Source organism: Spirosoma endophyticum (assembly GCF_900112365.1).
Lineage (GTDB): Bacteria > Bacteroidota > Bacteroidia > Cytophagales > Spirosomataceae > Spirosoma > Spirosoma endophyticum.
This window is the reverse complement of record NZ_FOLQ01000007.1, coordinates 1-17788: the sequence shown is the minus strand read 5'-3', so window position 1 is coordinate 17788 and position 17788 is coordinate 1. Positions and strand designations below refer to the sequence as shown.

Genomic DNA, 17788 nt, shown 5'->3' with positions numbered 1-17788 from the left:
CTCTTACTGAAGCGGCAATACCGCTAAAGCAAGATTGGCAACTTCGGCCACGAGAAAGTTGATTGTCGACGTACCATCAACCTGTAGATCGACACTAAAAGAGTGATTTCCCGCGACTACAAACGTACTGACAAGGGTTTCCTGTCGTGTATGGTGCACAGCATCAAGTTCATACAGATCAATTAGTAGCTGGCAGTCAGTTAATACCGTAATGTGTATTGTCAAACGCTCATGCTGCTGACAGCTAAATTCAGCAATCACTTTTTCAGCAAATGGCCTATCAGCAAGTACTAACTGAATTTGCTTGACTAATAAGGTAGTAATAAGCGCTAACCCATCAACAAACAGTATTGACGACTTTTGGGCTATGAAATCAGCTTTAAGCAACGAGTTAGTTTGTTCGTCAACTCCTCGTCCAAAGGCAATCAGGTCAAACTCGGCAGCATCGAAATCCTGACTAGCCCGTTCAACAAGATTCGTGGTTTTTACGACAAGTCCTTCATGTGTTAGGGCGTCGGCTAAGCTGGCCAGTACGTTGGGATTACGGCCAATAAGCAGTATTTTTTTGTTCATCGCTTTCTGACTATGATTCAAAAAGGAAGACGCAAAAGGATAGCAGATTACTTTACGGACAGCTCATTCTTCCGTCTGACTAAATCCGTCAATTGCCCCACGTACATTGCCAAACTTCGCTAATAATGCTTCAGCCTCTTCGCGACTAACGCCAATTTCGCTCATGACCATCTTGGCCGCCCGATCCTGCAATTTGATGTTCGTGAGCATCATATCGACCATCTTATTTCCCTTCACACGACCCAATTGAATCATGACTGAAGTCGAAATCATGTTCAGGACGAGTTTTTGAGCCGTGCCGGCTTTCATACGTGTACTACCCGTTACGAACTCCGGGCCAACGACCACTTCTACGGGCAACTCAGCTGCCTGCGCAACGGCTGAGCCAGCATTGCAAACAATGCAGCCCGTCAACAGTCCAGCCGCCCTTGCCTGATTCAGCCCACCAATTACGTAGGGCGTTCGACCTGAAGCCGCAATACCAATAACAGTGTCGTGTTCGTCGGGTTGATAGGGAGCAATGTCTTTCCAGGCTTGCTCAGCGTCATCCTCCGCATACTCAACGGCCTTTCGAATGGCACCGTCACCACCAGCCATCAGACCAATGACCAAATCGTGCGGAACACCGTACGTCGGTGGGCATTCAGAGGCATCCACTACGCCAAGTCGGCCACTTGTGCCAGCGCCAATGTAAATAAGTCGCCCGCCCTGGCGCATACGTTTGACAATTTCACTTACCAACGCTTCGATCTGTGGAATTGCCTGCTCAACCGCAAAGGGCACGGTTTGATCTTCTTTATTAATATTCGTCAGCAAGTCATGGACCGACATTTGCTCAAGATTGTCGTAATAAGATGTAGTTTCTGTAGTCATACCTCAAAAGTAATACAGCCCAATTTTAACTAATAAATAATCGATTTTTTCTTGCCTTTCCAAAAAACAACCCCTTTATTTACGGCGTTATTACACTATCAGCGAAATTTCGCTAACTGTTGATTATGATTGCCGAGCATCCTACTACCGAACTAAATCGATTTAGCCGCACCTTAACGCAGGAAATCAGTAACCCAGCTGCCAAAGCTATGCTATATGGTGTAGGCCTGACTGAGGAAGACATGCAGAAGCCACAAATTGGCATTGCCAGTACGGGCTACGAAGGCAATACGTGTAACATGCACCTGAATGGCCTTTCTGTCTACGTAAAACAGGGCATTCAGGCAAGTGGATTAGTAGGATTGATCTTCAACACGATTGGCGTATCCGATGGCATGACGAACGGCAACGATGGCATGCGCTATTCGCTGCCCAGCCGTGACCTCATTGCCGATTCAATCGAATCAGTCGTAGCGGCACAGTGGTATGATGGCGTTGTCACGGTCGTTGGCTGCGATAAAAACATGCCGGGTGCCGTCATGGCAATGGCTCGACTAGAGCGCCCAGGTATCATGGTTTATGGGGGCACGATACGTTCGGGACACTATAAAGGACAAAAATTAGATATCGTCTCAGCCTTTGAAGCGCTGGGCAAAAAATACGCTAACAACATCTCCGACGAAGATTATGAAGGCGTTATTAAAAATTCCATTCCAGGTGCTGGAGCCTGTGGCGGTATGTATACGGCTAATACGATGGCCAGCAGCATCGAAGCGATGGGCCTGAGTCTGCCGTTTAGCAGTACTTACCCAGCTACGCACGAAGGGAAGCAGGAGGAATGTAAAAAAATTGGTGCTGCTATGCGGCTATTGCTGGAACGCAACATTACGCCGAAAGAAATTATCACCCGGCAATCGCTTGAAAACGCGTTAACAATTGTGATGGCGCTCGGCGGCTCGACAAATGCGGTGCTGCATTATCTGGCTATTGCCCGGGCAGCGGGTATTACGTTGACACTTGACGAGATTCAGGCGATCAGCGACCGGACTCCATTGTTAGCTGATTTGAAGCCAAGCGGTAAATATTACATGGAGGATATGCTCGCTATTGGGGGCGTACCAGCCGTGATGAAATACTTACATCAGAACGGATTTATCCATGGGGAGTGCATGACGGTTACGGGTAAAACGGTAGCCGAAAACCTTGAAGAAGCGGCTGATCTAAATTTTGACACCCAGAAAATTATCTTCCCCCTGAGCAAGCCAATCAAAGCGACGGGGCATATTCAAATCATGCGGGGTAACCTCGCCCCTACCGGTTCGGTAGCCAAGATTACGGGTAAGGAAGGGTTACAATTCGACGGTACAGCGAAAGTATGCGAGCACGAAGGTGAAGTGATCGACGCGCTTCAGAAAGGCGAAATTCTACCAGGCCAAGTTATCGTGATACGTAATGCTGGGCCAAAAGGCGGCCCTGGTATGAGTGAAATGCTGAAACCTACCTCAGCCATTATGGGTGCGGGACTTGGCGACAAAGTTGCCTTAATTACCGACGGTCGTTTTTCGGGTGGCACCCACGGCTTCGTGGTAGGCCACGTAACACCCGAGGCCTTCGACGGTGGACCAATTGCTCTCGTTCATGATGGCGACCGCATCACCATTGACGCAGAAACCCGTCAACTAATTTTGCATATATCGGATGAGGAAATGGCCGATCGTAAAAGTCGCTGGACGCAACCGGCTCCGCCTTTCACCAAAGGTGTATTAGGCAAATACATCCGAAATGTGAAATCCGCGAGTGAAGGATGCGTAACGGATGAAGATTAAATGAATATCACTACGTAGTGTAAACGCGTAGTATCATGACAACAACAAACTGAAACGACCTTAAACTGACCATACGTCATGGAAGCTATCACCATCGAAATGCCGAAAGCCGTAGAGGAAATACCGGCTCCTACTTACATCAACGGGTCACACGCCCTGATGAAAGCCCTCATAGCCGAAGGCGTGGACACCATTTTCGGCTATCCTGGTGGAGCTATTATGCCCGTTTATGATGCGCTTTACGACTACCAGGAGCATATCAATCACATTCTGGTTCGTCATGAGCAAGGCGCAGGCCACGCAGCTGAAGGTTATGCACGGGTGACGGGCCGGGCGGGTGTTTGCCTTGTTACGTCCGGGCCGGGTGCCACCAACCTTGTTACGGCAATTGCTGACGCCCTTATCGACTCTACCCCAATGGTTTGCATCGTTGGTCAGGTCGCTAAAAAACTGCTTGGTACCGATGCCTTTCAGGAAGCAGATGTAATGGGCGTCACGATGCCTATCACCAAGTGGAACTACCAGGTCACCGATGCGAATGAAGTTCCAGAGATATTATCAAAGGCGTTCTACATCGCACAGTCGGGCCGCCCAGGTCCCGTTCTGATTGATATGACGAAGAGTGCGCAACTGGAACTGATGACGAAGCCATTCGTTTATGAGCGTTGTCAGAGCATAATCAGCTACCGGCCACGTCGGGTACCTAAACACGAACAGGTTGAAGCGGCTGCTCAGTTAATCAACTCAGCTAAACGTCCTTACGTATTAGTGGGCCACGGCGTTCAGATTGCCAGAGCGGAGGATGAGCTACGGGAATTCGTTGAAAAAACGGGCATTCCAGTCGCAACTACACTATTGGGACAATCTACGATTCCAACCAATCACCCACTTTATGTTGGCTGGCTGGGTATGCACGGCAACTACGGACCTAATGTTATGACCGATCATGCTGACGTGATTATCGCCATCGGCATGCGTTTTGATGACCGCGTAACGGGTGATGCCAGCAAGTATATTAAACAGGCAAAAGTCATTCACATCGAAATCGACCCGTCGGAAATCGACAAAATCATTCATGCCGATGCGCCAGTTGTTGGAGACGCCAAAGAAGCCCTGAAAGCGTTAATTCAACTGGTAAAACCCAATGATCATACGATCTGGCGGAATGAGTTCAGAAAATACGACGCCATTGAAAACGAAACCATTACGGTTCCTGAGCTGACCAGCGTAGAGGGGAAAATCAGAATGGCGGAAGTGATTGACATGCTATCGACGAAAACGAAAGGTGAGGCTATTCTGGTAACAGACGTAGGCCAACACCAGATGATGGCTTCCCGCTATTACCAGTTCCGCAGACCCAACAGTTTGGTTACGTCGGGCGGTATGGGTACGATGGGTTTTGCCTTACCAGCCGCTTTTGGGGCTCAGGTTGGTGCACCCGATCGGCAGGTTGTAGCCATCATCGGCGATGGTTGTTTTCAGATGACGTTGCAGGAATTGGGCACCATCGTTCAAAATAAACAGCCCGTCAAGGCGATTATCCTGAATAACAACTTCCTGGGTATGGTACGTCAATGGCAGCAGTTGTTCCACGAGCGTCGGTATTCATTTGTCGAATTACAAAACCCTGATTTTATCACCATTGCCAGAGGCTTCGGCATGGATGGCCATACCTGCGACGAACGGTGTAATCTGGCCGAATCGCTGGATAAAATGCTGACTCACGAAGGGCCTTATCTGCTCGAAGTGATCGTTGAGAAAGAAGAAAACGTATTTCCGATGGTACCCGCCGGGACCAGTGTTTCGCAGATTAGATTGAAATAAGATGACTACCTACACTATCTGCATATTTACCGAAAATACAATCGGGTTGCTGAACCGCATCACGATTATTTTCACACGCCGACGGATCAACATCGAGAGCCTGACCGTATCCGAAACGGAACGGAAAGGCGTATCCCGATTTACGATTGTTATCAAACACGAATCCCGCGAAGAAGTTGAAAAGCTCGTTCGCCAAATTCGTAAAATCGTGGAGGTGATGGCGGTTTTCGGCTATCTCAACGATGAAATCGTGTACAATGAAATTGCCTTGTTCAAAATTTCGACGCCGTTAGGCAGTAAATCGCTGGATGTTGAGACGATCAATAAGGAATACAAAGCCTGGGTTGTTTACTGGGGCTTAGACTACGTAGTAATCGAAAAAACCGGCAACGACACCGACATTTTTGAGTTTTTCGCTTATATCAAGCAATATGAGATTTTAGAGTTTGTTCGATCCGGCCGGGTAGCGGTGGGCAAAACTGAAAAAGGTCTTGTCGAATACCTGCCCGAGTCCGAATGGGCCTATTATCTGTAACCAATTAGTAACCCCAATACGAGTACCAAAACCAATTAAACATGGCAACGATTAATTTCGGAGGAGTTGAGGAACAAGTTGTAACGCGGGAAGAATTTCCGCTGGAAAAAGCCCGCGAAGAGCTGGCCAATGAAACTATTGCCGTTATCGGCTATGGTGTACAAGGTCCTGGTCAGTCGCTGAATATGCGCGACAATGGTTTCAATGTTATCGTTGGACAACGTAAAGGTAAAACCTACGATAAAGCCGTCGCTGATGGCTGGGTTCCAGGCGAAACACTATTTGAAATCGAAGAAGCGCTGGAAAAAGGCACGATCATTTGCTTCCTGCTCTCCGATGCCGCTCAGATTGAACTCTGGCCAACCGTAAAAGCTGCGCTTAAGCCCGGCAAATCACTCTATTTCTCGCACGGTTTCGGCGTTACGTATAAAGAAAAAACTGGTATTATTCCTCCTTCCGATGTTGACGTGTTCCTGGTAGCGCCTAAAGGTTCGGGCACGTCATTACGTCGCTTGTTCGTAGAAGGCAAAGGCTTGAACTCGTCGTTTGCTATTTATCAGGATGCGAGTGGCAATGCACGTAACAAAGCCATTGCCATGGGCATCGGTGTTGGTTCGGGCTATCTATTCGAAACCGATTTCTACAAAGAAGTAACGTCTGACCTGACCGGCGAACGTGGTACCTTGATGGGTGCCATTCAGGGTATTTTTGCTGCTCAATACGAAGTACTACGTGCCAATGGCCACAGTCCTTCGGAAGCGTTCAACGAAACTGTTGAAGAATTGACTCAATCGCTGATGCCGCTGGTTGCCGAAAACGGGATGGACTGGATGTATGCCAACTGTTCGACTACTGCTCAACGGGGTGCGCTCGATTGGTGGAAGCCTTTCCATGATGCAACCAAGCCTGTTTTTGAGAAGTTATATAATTCTGTAAAATCGCAGGAACAAGCCGAAATCAGCATCACCCGCAACTCGCAGCCTGACTACCGCGAGAAACTCGAAGTAGAACTAGCCGAACTGCGCGATTCTGAAATGTGGCGGGCAGGTGCCGCCGTGCGGTCACTACGTCCAGAACGTAGCTAGCCTTGAATACGAACGTAGCGTTGGGCAGGTCATCATGGATACACAATCTGTGATAATCTGCCCAATTTGCGTTTACAGGGCGGTAGGCTTGCCGTATTCCCATTCTTTTGTTTCGTAACTTTACACTATGAGCACAGTTGTCGAAAACGATAAGAAAATAACTTTTCCCGACCTTGATAACATTTACCTGGCCGCTGAGCGACTTCAGGGGATAGCGTCCCATACGCCATTGCAGGAAAATATTAACCTGTCCGACCGTTATGAGGCCAATATTTACCTGAAACGAGAGGACTTGCAGGTTGTTCGGTCCTATAAAATTCGGGGGGCCTATAATAAAATGGCTAGTCTGCCCGCCGAATCACTCGCTAAAGGTGTTGTGTGTGCCAGTGCCGGAAATCACGCGCAGGGCGTTGCTTATGCCTGCCGGAAAATGGCTGTCCGGGGCACGATTTTTATGCCTACCACTACGCCAAACCAGAAGGTGAAGCAGGTAAAGCTGTTCGGCAAAGAATTCGTAGACGTCATTTTAACGGGCGATACGTTCGATGACGCGTTTCATGCAGCTATCGAGTATGTCAACACCCACGAAAGCATATTTGTCCATCCGTTTGACGATTTACAGGTCATGGAAGGACAGGGAACCGTTGGCCTGGAGATTTTCAAAGACTCAAACGTCAAGATCGACTACCTGTTAATGGCCATTGGTGGGGGCGGTCTGGCATCTGGTGTTTCAATTGTATTCAAACAGTTGAGTCCTAAAACCAAACTGATTGGAGTTGAACCGCTGGGATCTCCATCCATGAAGATTTCCATCGACGAAGGTCATGTTATAGCGCTTGACAAGATTGATAAATTTGTTGACGGAGCTGCCGTCAAACGACCGGGTGATACTACGTTTGAAATTTGTCGCCAAAACCTCGACCGCGTTCTGCTGGTTCCCGAGGGTAAAGTTTGTACGACTATCCTGAAACTGTACGACGAAGACGCCATTGTGGCTGAACCAGCGGGTGCCCTGACTATTGCCGCACTGGACATGATCAAGGATGAGATTAAAGGCAAGAACGTAGTGTGCCTAGTGAGTGGCGGCAACAACGACATTACCCGGACTGAAGAAATCAAGGAACGATCGCTGTTATACGAAGGGCTAAAACACTATTTCATCATCCGGTTTCCGCAACGGGCGGGTGCTTTCCGTGATTTCCTGAACGTATTAGGCCCGGATGATGACATCAGTCGTTTCGAATACGCGAAGAAAACGAACCGGGAAACCGGTCCGGCCGTAGTGGGCATTGAATTAAAACATCGAGAAGACTTCGAGCCGCTCATCCAGCGAATGAACGCACAGAATATCGTGTTTGAGTACCTGAACGACCAACCTGATATCTTTCAGTTTTTGGTGTAAAAAGAAAATAGTTATGGCAAATCCTATCACAATTGATCCAGAAATTCAATTTGGTACTCCTGTTTTTTCGGGAACTCGGGTTCCTATTGAATCACTGTTTATGCATTTAGAAGTAGGAATTTCATTGGATGATTTTTTAAAAGATTTTCCATCCGTCGCACGGGAGCAAGCTATCAAAGTACTTGAAATGGCGAGTAAAGCACTCAATTCGGAAAAGTTATTGCCCTTGATCTATGAAATTGCTGATTGACGAAAACTTACCTAAAGCGTTGAAACAGCATTTTCCTGATCATGAAATTTATACTGTCCGTGATATGGGCTGGCAGAGTAAAAAGAACGGCGAGTTGTTGGCATTGATGTTAGCCGAAGGTTTTGAGGTACTTATTACGTTCGACAAGAATCTGAAGTATCAACAAAATTTTGCAAAATATCCGATAGCTGTGCTAGTACTGAATGTGTATAGTAACGCTATGCCTTTTCTGAAACCACTCCTGCCAAAGATGAATCATGTTCTTAAATATGATCTCCCAACTGGCGCTATAGTGATTTCAGCTGGCTGATCAGCAAGGCAATTTATCTAAACAGCCATGCTCCGCGTCCCCTCCTCCATCCAACCCAGCCAATTTCAGTCGTTGAGCATTCGACGTCCCGATGCTTCAGAAATGACGTTTGTCGCCTACCGCAGCGACGTATATCCCGAACGGAACGAGGTATTTTTTGAGGAACATGCCGTTATCGTGGTACTGGAGGGCGAAAAAAAATTTAGTTCACCTACACAGGAATTGCATGTACGCAAAGGAGATATTCTTTTCTTCCAGCGAGGTTGCTACTCCATGAACGAATCCATCGATACTAGTTATCGGAGTCTGGTGTTTTTCGTGAATGAGAAATTGCTGAAAGAATTCGTCAGTCAGCATCTATCCGTGTTTCAGACAACCTCGACCTCGTTACCGACTGATCTCATTCTGTCTTTCTCGTCGTCACCTACATTTACTACGTTTATCGACTCGCTATTGCCTTATTTCGGGTCTAAAACTCCCTTTCTGAATGAGATATTGCGATTAAAATTTCAGGAGTTATTACTACATCTGCTTGAACTCGATACGTTAGAGCAACTACGCGCTATTCTGTGGCACATTTATCAAGGCCAGAAAACCGACCTTGACTACCTAATGAGCACTTATTTACTTAAGCCACTGTCGATGAATGAGTTGGCAAGGTTATCAGGACGTAGCCTGTCGGCATTCAAACGTGATTTTGAAGATCATTTCCACACCTCACCCGGGCATTGGATACGTAGTAAACGGCTCGAACATGCTCATTTTCTACTTCGAAACACTGATAAGAACGTATCGGAAGTAAGTATGGAGATTAGTTATGAAAGTGTGTCCCACTTCATTAAAGCCTATAAGCATCAATACGGTTTTACACCCAAACGAGTAAGCTGAGCTAAAATCGCTATTTACTGGACGAATGGCGAGATCCATATTTTCGTAAGATTTGTCAATTTTGTAACCTTATTTCTCTGCAACAGCGACAGCAGGGAAAACACAATAGAAAAGTTATACCAACCGCTATGAGTACCCCACAAACCCTGTTCGATAAAGTATGGGATGCACACGTCATCCGGCAGGTTAAAGACGGTCCCGATGTATTATTTATCGACCGGCATTTTATCCACGAAGTAACCAGCCCGGTGGCGTTTCTGGGCCTTGAAGGCCGGGGCGCACCGGTGTTGTTTTCCGGACGTACATTCGCGACTGCCGACCACAATACGCCAACACTCAACCAACACTTACCAGTAGCTGATCCGATGTCGGCCAATCAGTTGGCGGCACTGGAACGTAACGCCAATCATTACGGCATCTCGCACTGGGGCCTGGGCCACGTGAAAAATGGTATCGTACACGTAGTAGGTCCCGAAAACGGCATCACGCTACCAGGCATGACCATCGTTTGTGGCGACTCGCACACCTCAACGCACGGTGCGTTTGGGGCTATCGCCTTCGGTATTGGTACGTCGGAAGTTGAAATGGTGCTGGCAACGCAATGCATCATGCAGCCAAAACCGAAGAAAATGCGGATAACCGTTAACGGTATAGTTGGTAAAGCTGTGCTGCCCAAAGACGTGATTCTGTATATCATCTCGCAGACGTCGGCCAGCGGAGCCACGGGTTATTTTGTGGAGTATGCCGGTGAGGTATTCGAGAACATGAGCATGGAAGGCCGGATGACGGTTTGCAACATGACCATTGAAATGGGGGCACGGGGCGGCATGATTGCTCCCGACCAGACCACGCTCGACTACCTGAAAGGCCGCGAACTGTCCCCCAAAGGCGAACAATGGGATAAACTGGTTCCGTACTGGCAAACGCTCAAAACCGATGAAGGTGCTACGTTTGATCTTGATCTAACCTTCGACGCAGCTGATATTGAACCCCAGATTACGTATGGCACGAATCCGGGCTTAGGAACGGGTGTAACACACCAGATTCCAATGGCCGATGCCGTGAAAGATGGTTCAGCGAGCTATAAGAAATCGCTACAGTATATGGGCTTCGCCGAAAACGAAACCATGATTGGCAAGCCGGTCGATTTTGTGTTCCTGGGCAGTTGCACCAATGGACGTATCGAAGACTTCCGTGCGTTTGCATCCATTGTGAAAGGCCGTCAGAAAGCCGATAACATAACAGCTTGGTTAGTACCAGGATCGCACATCGTTGAAAAGCAGATCAAAGATGAAGGCATTCTGGACATCCTGACCCAAGCCGGTTTCGAATTGCGTCAGCCCGGTTGTTCAGCTTGCCTCGCCATGAATGAAGATAAAGTTCCAGCGGGTAAATACGCCGTTTCTACCTCCAACCGTAACTTCGAAGGTCGCCAGGGGCCGGGTGCACGCACACTGCTGGCCAGTCCGCTGGTAGCAGCCGCAGCCGCTGTGACTGGCGTTGTTAGCGACCCGCGCGTTTTAATGGATAGTGAATAATGCCGCCTGGTTTAAGCTCATAGGCATATCGTTCATGACACACCCATTATTCATTTTATATCATTCATTAAAAAGATGGCTTACGACAAATTCACCGTATTACGTAGTACTGCCGTTCCCATGCCGAATGAGAACGTAGACACTGACCAAATTATACCCGCCCGTTTCCTGAAAGCCACTGAACGCAAAGGGTTTGGTGATAACCTTTTCCGCGACTGGCGGTACAATAACGACAATACACCCAAGGCTGATTTCGTGCTGAACGATCCAACTTACTCTGGAAAGATCCTCGTTGGCGGCAAAAATTTTGGCAGCGGATCGAGCCGCGAGCACGCAGCCTGGGCCATTTATGACTATGGCTTCCGCTGTGTAGTGTCGAGTTTTTTTGCCGATATTTTTCAGAATAACTCCATCAACGTCGGCATCCTGCCGGTACGTGTCAGTCCTGAATTTCTGGAGAAAATCTTCTCGGCCATCGAAGCCGATCCAAAGACAGAACTGGAAGTTAACTTACCTACGCAGACCATTACGTTGTTGGCGACGGGAGAGAGCGAAACCTTTGCCATCAATGAGTACAAAAAAGATAATCTCATTAATGGCTACGATGATATCGACTATCTACTATCGATGAAAACTGAAATCGAAGCCTTCGCCGAAACACGGCCATTTTAAAGAGTGAACGAGTGGATGAGCGAAAGAGTGACCAAGACGTCAATACTTTTTCGCTCATTCACCCCGCTTTGGCGGTCCGATTTCACTCTTTCGCTCTTTGAACATGAAACGTCGCTACATTGAAATTATGGATACGACACTCCGCGATGGTGAACAAACCAGCGGGGTGTCGTTTTCAGCGTCCGAGAAACTGGCTCTGGCGCAATTACTGCTTACCGAGGTCAAAGTGGATCGGGTTGAAGTCGCTTCGGCCCGCGTATCGGCAGGTGAGTTGGAAGCCGTACAGCAGATTACCAGTTGGGCTGCTAAAGTCGGATTACTCGACAAAATTGAGGTCTTGACATTCGTTGACGGCCAAGCTTCCCTCAACTGGATGCAAATGTCGGGCGCGAAGGTGATGAACCTGCTGACAAAAGGTTCGCTCAACCACCTGACTCACCAGCTTAAGAAAACGCCAGAGGAACATTTTACCGATATCCAGCAGCTAATTTATGATGCGCAAAAGCTTGATTTACAAGTGAATGTTTACCTGGAAGATTGGAGCAATGGCATGCGTAACTCGCCAGATTACGTGCTTCAGTACCTGGATTTCCTCCAGACACAACCAATACGTCGGGTACTATTGCCTGATACGTTGGGCGTGCTTACACCTAGCGAGACCTACACATTTATCAGTCCGCTGGTAAGTCGTTATCCCAACCTGCACTTCGATTTCCACGCCCACAACGACTACGACCTCAGTATTGCTAACGTAATGGAAGCCATACGAGCGGGCGCGCATGGTATCCATCTTACGGTCAATGGCTTGGGCGAACGAGCGGGTAATGCACCAATGGCCAGTGCTATCGCGGTGCTACGTGATTTTATGCCGGACGTAAAAATGGGCGTAGTCGAAAAATCGCTGTATCAGGTTAGCAAAATTGTTGAGACATTTTCGGGGCTTCGGATTCCCGACAACAAGCCCGTCGTTGGCGATAATGTATTCACCCAAACAGCGGGTATTCATGCCGACGGCGACAAGAAGAACAACCTGTATTTCAATACGCTGTTACCCGAACGCTTTGGCCGCAAACGTAGCTACGCGCTCGGCAAAATGTCGGGGAAAGCGAATATCGAAAATAATCTTCGTGAATTAGGCATCTTATTGTCGGAAGGCGACCTGAAAAAGGTTACCCAACGGGTTATCGAGTTGGGCGATCAGAAAGAGGCTGTCACACGCGAAGATTTACCCTACATTATTTCCGATATACTGAATACTAATGCCGTAGCTTCGCGGGTAGAAGTTCTCAACTACGTATTGACACACTCAAAAGACCTCAAGCCATCGGCTACATTACGGGTGCGGATTGACGCGGAGTTCTTCGAAGAAAACGCACAGGGCGACGGGCAATATGACGCGTTCATGAACGCGCTGAAAAAGGTTTATAGCAAAAAGAAACTCAGCCTACCGGTGCTTACCGATTACGCGGTACGGATTCCGACGGGAGGCCGAACCGATGCTCTTTGCGAAACAATTATTACCTGGACGTATAACAATCGTGAATTTAAGACCCGTGGTCTTGACTCCGATCAAACGGTGTCGGCGATCAAGGCGACCCAAAAAATGCTGAACGCGCTGGATTAAACACGATAGGTAAGCACATCCTTGTGGCTCTGACTCACGGAAAAAGCCAATTTTGGCATTTATAGCGATTCATTTAATAACTTCGTGCTTTATAAAATAGACTATATAACGTATCAACGTTTAAATCGTCCTATATGAGTCAGGCAAAACAAACAGCAGAAAAAGTAGAATATAACGGGTCAGACAATCTGGCTATGATGAGCCACGCTATCAATTATAACAGCGGTCTGTATAATTGGGTCGCCCGCGATATTCGTCCTGGTGAGGCTGTATTAGATTTTGGTGCTGGTAATGGAGAGTATGCCAATCGGTTTCCGCTGGGCAGCGTCGATGCAGCTGAGATCGATCCAGAGCTTTTGCCGTTGATCAAACAACCCATTTATACGGACATCAGCCAGCTCACGAAAAAATATGATTTGATCTATACAATTAACGTATTGGAGCACATAGAGCACCACGGTGAGATTGTAAAAGAATTATATACTAAGCTCAAACCTGGCGGACGCATTAAGGTGTTCGTCCCCGCCCGGCAGGAGATTTTCAGTAATATGGACGAACACGTCGGTCATTACCGGCGCTACGATAAGAAATTGGTTCGCCAGATTTTAGAAGATGCCGGCCTGCACGTTACGAGCGTAAAATACTATGACTTTGCTGGCTATTTTATCTCACTGATTTACAAATGGCTTGGCAAAGACGGTCGCATCACGAAAGAGTCGGTAATCCTTTATGATCGGGTAATTTTCCCGGTAAGCCGGTTATTCGATAAATTAACTATTGGCCAAGTTATTGGCAAGAACGTGATTGCTGAAGCCGTTCGACCAAAATAAGAGTCTTATTACCCTAAACCTGGTTTTATTTTTTCCAATTAGTTCAAATACCCTAAAGAACGAACAAGTGCAATTCTCGTAGAAAAGCAACATGGTTTCGGTCTTTTTCCCTTCAAAATGAAAAAACACATTCTTGTGGTTCCTGGTGATGGCATCGGAGCTGAAGTAACGACAGTTGGTAAGCAGGTTCTGGAGGCAATTGCCCATAAGTTCGGACACGAGTTCACCTACGACGAAGCGCTCATTGGTCACGTTGCAATCGAGGCTACTGGCTCCCCACTACCTGATGAAACCTTAGCCAAAATGAAAAATGCCGATGCTGTTCTTTTTGGCGCGGTCGGTCACCCCAAGTACGACAATGATCCATCGGCAAAAGTACGGCCCGAGCAAGGATTGTTAAAAATGCGCAAAGAATTAGGCCTGTATGCTAACCTACGCCCTATCAAACTCTTTGACGAGCTGTTGGACGCATCGAGCATTAAGCCGGAAATTCTGCGTGGAGCCGATATTCTATTCTTTCGTGAGTTGACCGGTGATGTTTACTTCGGCAAGCGCGAACGGCTCGACGAAGGTAATACTGCTTACGACACCATGATTTATAGCAAATACGAAGTTGAACGTATTGTTAGAAAGGCATTTGAAGCGGCTCGCACACGTAGCAAAAAGCTGTGTTCGGTTGATAAAGCCAATGTATTGGAAAGCAGCCGTTTGTGGAGAGAGGTAGTACAGGCACTCGCTCCTGAATACCCGGATGTGACGGTTGAACACCAGTTTGTTGATGCGACCGCGATGTTACTAATCAAAGACCCAAAGCGTTTCGACGTCGTGGTTACGGGTAATCTTTTTGGCGATATTTTAACGGATGAAGCTAGTCAGATTGCTGGATCGATGGGCATGTTGGCCTCAGCTTCGGTTGGCGACAGCACAGGCGTCTATGAACCTATTCATGGCTCAGCACATGACATTACGGGCAAAGGCGTAGCCAATCCATTGGCATCAGTTCTATCAGTAGCCCTATTACTAGATATTTCATTTGGACTTAAAGCAGAAGCCCAAGCCATAATTGATGCTGTTGATGCCGTCTTGAAAGCAGGGTTTCGTACTGGCGACATTGCAAATAGTAGCACCTCGCCAGATAAAATTTTAGGCACGGGGGCAATGGGACATCAAATTTTGCAGCAGTTAATCCCTTGATTTGCAAGCTGACTTTATTAATTAAATATTGATAATTGATTTGCAGAATTCGTAAAAACGTCTACTTTTGCAGCGTATTTACGCGTTCAGCGAAATTTCGCAAACACTATTTATGCTTAATCTCCTTACGTATCGACTGCAAAAGCTAAGCGTTTTTTAAGAACGGAGAAGGACATGCAATATAAAAAAGCCCTTTCTCCACTTGGAAAGGGCTTTTTTATATATTAAATATACTATTACTATTTCAATCATTACCGGATCATGAGCCAACGAGTTTATATTTTCGACACCACCCTGCGCGACGGCGAACAAGTACCAGGTTGCCAGCTAACTACAGAAGAAAAAATTGTAGTAGCAAAAGAACTAGAGCGGATGGGCGTAGATATTATCGAAGCAGGTTTTCCTATCTCTAGTCCAGGTGATTTTCGATCAGTAGTAGAAATATCCAAAGCCGTAACAGAACCAACGATATGTGCCCTTAGTAGAGCTGTCAAAGGTGATATTGATGCAGCGGGTGAAGCGCTTAAATGGGCTAAAAGAGGTCGAATTCACACCGGCATTGGCTCATCAGATATTCATATTCGGAATAAATTCAATAGCACTCGGGAGAAGATTCTTGAACAAGCTGTTGCGGCCGTTAAACATGCTAAAACATACGTTGAAGACGTCGAATTTTACGCGGAAGATGCTGGCCGCGCTGACCTAGTATTTTTGTCACAACTTACGGAGGCTGTTATCAGCGCTGGCGCTACAGTTGTAAATGTTCCAGATACAACGGGTTATTGCTTACCTGATGAATATGGCCGAAAGATAGCCTACATCTACGAACACGTATCAAACGTTCATAAAGCGACGATTTCTATTCACTGTCATAACGATCTTGGCTTAGCAACAGCCAATACGCTAGCTGGTGTTATGAATGGGGCACGGCAAGTTGAAGTAACCATGAATGGCATTGGAGAGCGGGCTGGTAATACGTCGCTTGAAGAGGTTGTCATGGCAATAAAGGTGAAAAAGGAATTGGGCTTACATACGAATATCGATTCCACCCGTCTATTCCCGGTTAGTAACTTAGTCTCGCAGATGATGCGAATGCCCGTCCAGGCGAATAAAGCAATTGTAGGCCGAAATGCGTTCGCGCACTCATCAGGCATTCACCAGGATGGCTTTCTGAAGCATTCCGAAAATTATGAGATCATGAACCCGCATGATGTCGGAGTACCTGAATCATCCATCGTACTAACAGCTCGTAGCGGCCGACATGCCTTAAAACATCGACTTGAATTATTAGGCTTCCGCTATGACAAGCCAACGCTTGACGGTATTTACACACGTTTCCTTGATATGGCTGACATTCGGAAACAAGTTAATGATAAAGATTTAATGGAATTGGTACGATAATAAAAAGCCTGTCACATGACAGGCTTTTTTGTGGCGAACAAAACGGCGAAACGTAGTGTTCCGGCAATAAGAGGATCACACATATAAATTCTGATCACCATGGCCCGCCCAACTCCTGAATTAATTAATGCTCTTCGCCAGACAGCCCATAAATTAAAAAATGGTGCACCCTATCAGTGGGGTCACATGGGTGGATGCAATTGCGGTAATTTGGCACAAGAGTTAACCAAACTTAGTAAAGACCAGATACATCGGTACGCCATGCAACGACACGGTGATTGGAACGAACAAGCTGAAGACTATTGTCAAACGAGTCAAATGCCCATAGATCTCTTAATTAATGAAATGCTTAATGCAGGCATGCTACTCGAGGACTTAAAGCACCTTGAAAGACTTGATGATCGACAGATATTAGTACGGCTTCCACTTGAGAAAAGGCATTTAAAACATAACGTACGTGAAGACGTAGTTTCTTATATGACTGCATGGGCCGAATTATTAGAAGAGCAGTTGATTGATAAAATAACGTTACCCAATCTACAGAGTTTTGAACTCGTATAGTTCGAATTAACTGCTTCAAAACAAGAAACTATTGAGTTTCTTGCAATACCTTGCCACTAATCTATAAGGGTATCTAAAACGCAAAACGCCGTGTTCTAGCTAGAACACGGCGTTTTGACTTATTTCCCTAGGTGGCACCTTCCTACTCTCCCGCTTGTGACAGCAGTACCATCGGCAGTACGGGGCTTAACGGCTCTGTGCGAAATGGAAGAGGTGACCACCCGCCTTACCAGCACCAACCTAATGGACTCTTGCTTGATCCTGCCAACCCAGCTACCCGGGGGCGGACCAAAAAGCCTTTTGTCTTTTTTCCTACAGAGAGAGACCCTGAGCCTTACCGGCCCTTGTGCTTACTATCTTCGTCCAGGTATCGATCCTGTAAAACTATCTACTCAACACACG

Annotated in this window: 17 protein-coding genes and 1 rRNA gene; 15 read left to right on the top strand and 3 right to left on the bottom strand. The window is 47.0% G+C overall.

The window, feature by feature from the left end; all coding sequences use genetic code 11:
• Positions 1 to 3 precede the first annotated feature (3 nt).
• Positions 4 to 573, bottom strand: a complete 570-nt coding sequence (locus BM202_RS18495; RefSeq protein ID WP_093828811.1) for a hypothetical protein — start codon at positions 571 to 573, stop codon at positions 4 to 6.
• A 63-nt stretch (positions 574 to 636) separates the two neighbouring features.
• A complete protein-coding gene (gene murQ, locus BM202_RS18490; RefSeq protein WP_093828809.1) occupies positions 637 to 1446 on the bottom strand; it encodes an N-acetylmuramic acid 6-phosphate etherase in 810 nt (269 codons plus the stop codon).
• 125 nt (positions 1447 to 1571) lie between these two features.
• Here murQ and ilvD point away from each other — a divergent pair, with 125 nt between their 5' ends.
• The 15 genes from ilvD to BM202_RS18415 all read left to right on the top strand — a co-directional run bounded on the left by ilvD (position 1572) and on the right by BM202_RS18415 (position 17386).
• Complete coding sequence (gene ilvD, locus BM202_RS18485; protein WP_093828807.1) at positions 1572 to 3272, top strand: dihydroxy-acid dehydratase; 1701 nt, start codon at positions 1572 to 1574, stop codon at positions 3270 to 3272.
• A 78-nt stretch (positions 3273 to 3350) separates the two neighbouring features.
• The gene (gene ilvB, locus BM202_RS18480; protein WP_093828805.1) at positions 3351 to 5096 is read left to right on the top strand and encodes a biosynthetic-type acetolactate synthase large subunit; all 1746 of its coding nucleotides are present in this window, start codon (positions 3351 to 3353) and stop codon (positions 5094 to 5096) included.
• A gap of 1 nt (position 5097) precedes the next feature.
• Positions 5098 to 5631, top strand: a complete 534-nt coding sequence (gene ilvN / locus BM202_RS18475) for an acetolactate synthase small subunit (protein WP_093828803.1) — start codon at positions 5098 to 5100, stop codon at positions 5629 to 5631.
• Between the two features lie 41 nt (positions 5632 to 5672).
• On the top strand, positions 5673 to 6716 hold the full coding sequence (ilvC, locus tag BM202_RS18470) for a ketol-acid reductoisomerase (protein WP_093828801.1): 1044 nt from the start codon (positions 5673 to 5675) through the stop codon (positions 6714 to 6716).
• A gap of 127 nt (positions 6717 to 6843) precedes the next feature.
• On the top strand, positions 6844 to 8118 hold the full coding sequence (ilvA, locus tag BM202_RS18465; RefSeq protein ID WP_093828799.1) for a threonine ammonia-lyase IlvA: 1275 nt from the start codon (positions 6844 to 6846) through the stop codon (positions 8116 to 8118).
• A gap of 13 nt (positions 8119 to 8131) precedes the next feature.
• Complete coding sequence (locus BM202_RS18460) at positions 8132 to 8368, top strand: DUF433 domain-containing protein (protein ID WP_093828797.1); 237 nt, start codon at positions 8132 to 8134, stop codon at positions 8366 to 8368.
• Positions 8352 to 8678 carry a DUF5615 family PIN-like protein gene (locus tag BM202_RS18455; RefSeq protein WP_093828795.1) on the top strand — a complete coding sequence of 109 codons (327 nt, stop codon included), beginning with the start codon at positions 8352 to 8354 and terminating at the stop codon, positions 8676 to 8678. Before BM202_RS18460 ends, BM202_RS18455 begins: the two co-directional genes overlap by 17 nt.
• 27 nt (positions 8679 to 8705) lie before the next feature.
• Positions 8706 to 9566, top strand: a complete 861-nt coding sequence (locus BM202_RS18450; protein WP_093828793.1) for a helix-turn-helix transcriptional regulator — start codon at positions 8706 to 8708, stop codon at positions 9564 to 9566.
• A gap of 128 nt (positions 9567 to 9694) precedes the next feature.
• Positions 9695 to 11104: a 3-isopropylmalate dehydratase large subunit gene (leuC, locus tag BM202_RS18445; protein WP_093828791.1), complete on the top strand. Its 1410-nt coding sequence runs from the start codon at positions 9695 to 9697 to the stop codon at positions 11102 to 11104.
• A gap of 75 nt (positions 11105 to 11179) precedes the next feature.
• Positions 11180 to 11776: a 3-isopropylmalate dehydratase small subunit gene (gene leuD, locus BM202_RS18440; protein WP_093828789.1), complete on the top strand. Its 597-nt coding sequence runs from the start codon at positions 11180 to 11182 to the stop codon at positions 11774 to 11776.
• Between the two features lie 103 nt (positions 11777 to 11879).
• A complete protein-coding gene (locus BM202_RS18435) occupies positions 11880 to 13400 on the top strand; it encodes an alpha-isopropylmalate synthase regulatory domain-containing protein (protein WP_093828787.1) in 1521 nt (506 codons plus the stop codon).
• 134 nt (positions 13401 to 13534) lie between these two features.
• Positions 13535 to 14230: a class I SAM-dependent methyltransferase gene (locus BM202_RS18430; RefSeq protein WP_093828785.1), complete on the top strand. Its 696-nt coding sequence runs from the start codon at positions 13535 to 13537 to the stop codon at positions 14228 to 14230.
• 117 nt (positions 14231 to 14347) lie between these two features.
• Positions 14348 to 15424 (top strand): 3-isopropylmalate dehydrogenase, encoded by a 1077-nt coding sequence (gene leuB / locus BM202_RS18425; protein ID WP_093828783.1) that lies wholly within the window; start codon positions 14348 to 14350, stop codon positions 15422 to 15424.
• A 261-nt stretch (positions 15425 to 15685) separates the two neighbouring features.
• Positions 15686 to 16825 (top strand): 2-isopropylmalate synthase, encoded by a 1140-nt coding sequence (locus BM202_RS18420; protein WP_093828781.1) that lies wholly within the window; start codon positions 15686 to 15688, stop codon positions 16823 to 16825.
• A 99-nt stretch (positions 16826 to 16924) separates the two neighbouring features.
• Positions 16925 to 17386: a hypothetical protein gene (locus tag BM202_RS18415; RefSeq protein WP_093828779.1), complete on the top strand. Its 462-nt coding sequence runs from the start codon at positions 16925 to 16927 to the stop codon at positions 17384 to 17386.
• A 129-nt stretch (positions 17387 to 17515) separates the two neighbouring features.
• Here the strand turns inward: BM202_RS18415 and rrf are convergent.
• Positions 17516 to 17626, bottom strand: a 5S ribosomal RNA gene (gene rrf / locus BM202_RS18410).
• Between the last annotated feature and the right edge of the window lie 162 nt (positions 17627 to 17788).

Excerpts from the sequence above, each read along its gene's own strand:
- BM202_RS18495 (WP_093828811.1), bottom strand. The coding sequence starts at position 573 with ATGAACAAAAAAATACTGCTTATTGGCCGTAATCCCAACGTACTGGCC.
- murQ (WP_093828809.1), bottom strand. The coding sequence starts at position 1,446 with ATGACTACAGAAACTACATCTTATTACGACAATCTTGAGCAAATGTCG.
- ilvD (WP_093828807.1), top strand. The coding sequence starts at position 1,572 with ATGATTGCCGAGCATCCTACTACCGAACTAAATCGATTTAGCCGCACC.
- ilvB (WP_093828805.1), top strand. The coding sequence starts at position 3,351 with ATGGAAGCTATCACCATCGAAATGCCGAAAGCCGTAGAGGAAATACCG.
- ilvN (WP_093828803.1), top strand. The coding sequence starts at position 5,098 with ATGACTACCTACACTATCTGCATATTTACCGAAAATACAATCGGGTTG.
- ilvC (WP_093828801.1), top strand. The coding sequence starts at position 5,673 with ATGGCAACGATTAATTTCGGAGGAGTTGAGGAACAAGTTGTAACGCGG.
- ilvA (WP_093828799.1), top strand. The coding sequence starts at position 6,844 with ATGAGCACAGTTGTCGAAAACGATAAGAAAATAACTTTTCCCGACCTT.
- BM202_RS18460 (WP_093828797.1), top strand. The coding sequence starts at position 8,132 with ATGGCAAATCCTATCACAATTGATCCAGAAATTCAATTTGGTACTCCT.
- BM202_RS18455 (WP_093828795.1), top strand. The coding sequence starts at position 8,352 with ATGAAATTGCTGATTGACGAAAACTTACCTAAAGCGTTGAAACAGCAT.
- BM202_RS18450 (WP_093828793.1), top strand. The coding sequence starts at position 8,706 with ATGCTCCGCGTCCCCTCCTCCATCCAACCCAGCCAATTTCAGTCGTTG.
- leuC (WP_093828791.1), top strand. The coding sequence starts at position 9,695 with ATGAGTACCCCACAAACCCTGTTCGATAAAGTATGGGATGCACACGTC.
- leuD (WP_093828789.1), top strand. The coding sequence starts at position 11,180 with ATGGCTTACGACAAATTCACCGTATTACGTAGTACTGCCGTTCCCATG.
- BM202_RS18435 (WP_093828787.1), top strand. The coding sequence starts at position 11,880 with ATGAAACGTCGCTACATTGAAATTATGGATACGACACTCCGCGATGGT.
- BM202_RS18430 (WP_093828785.1), top strand. The coding sequence starts at position 13,535 with ATGAGTCAGGCAAAACAAACAGCAGAAAAAGTAGAATATAACGGGTCA.
- leuB (WP_093828783.1), top strand. The coding sequence starts at position 14,348 with ATGAAAAAACACATTCTTGTGGTTCCTGGTGATGGCATCGGAGCTGAA.
- BM202_RS18420 (WP_093828781.1), top strand. The coding sequence starts at position 15,686 with ATGAGCCAACGAGTTTATATTTTCGACACCACCCTGCGCGACGGCGAA.
- BM202_RS18415 (WP_093828779.1), top strand. The coding sequence starts at position 16,925 with ATGGCCCGCCCAACTCCTGAATTAATTAATGCTCTTCGCCAGACAGCC.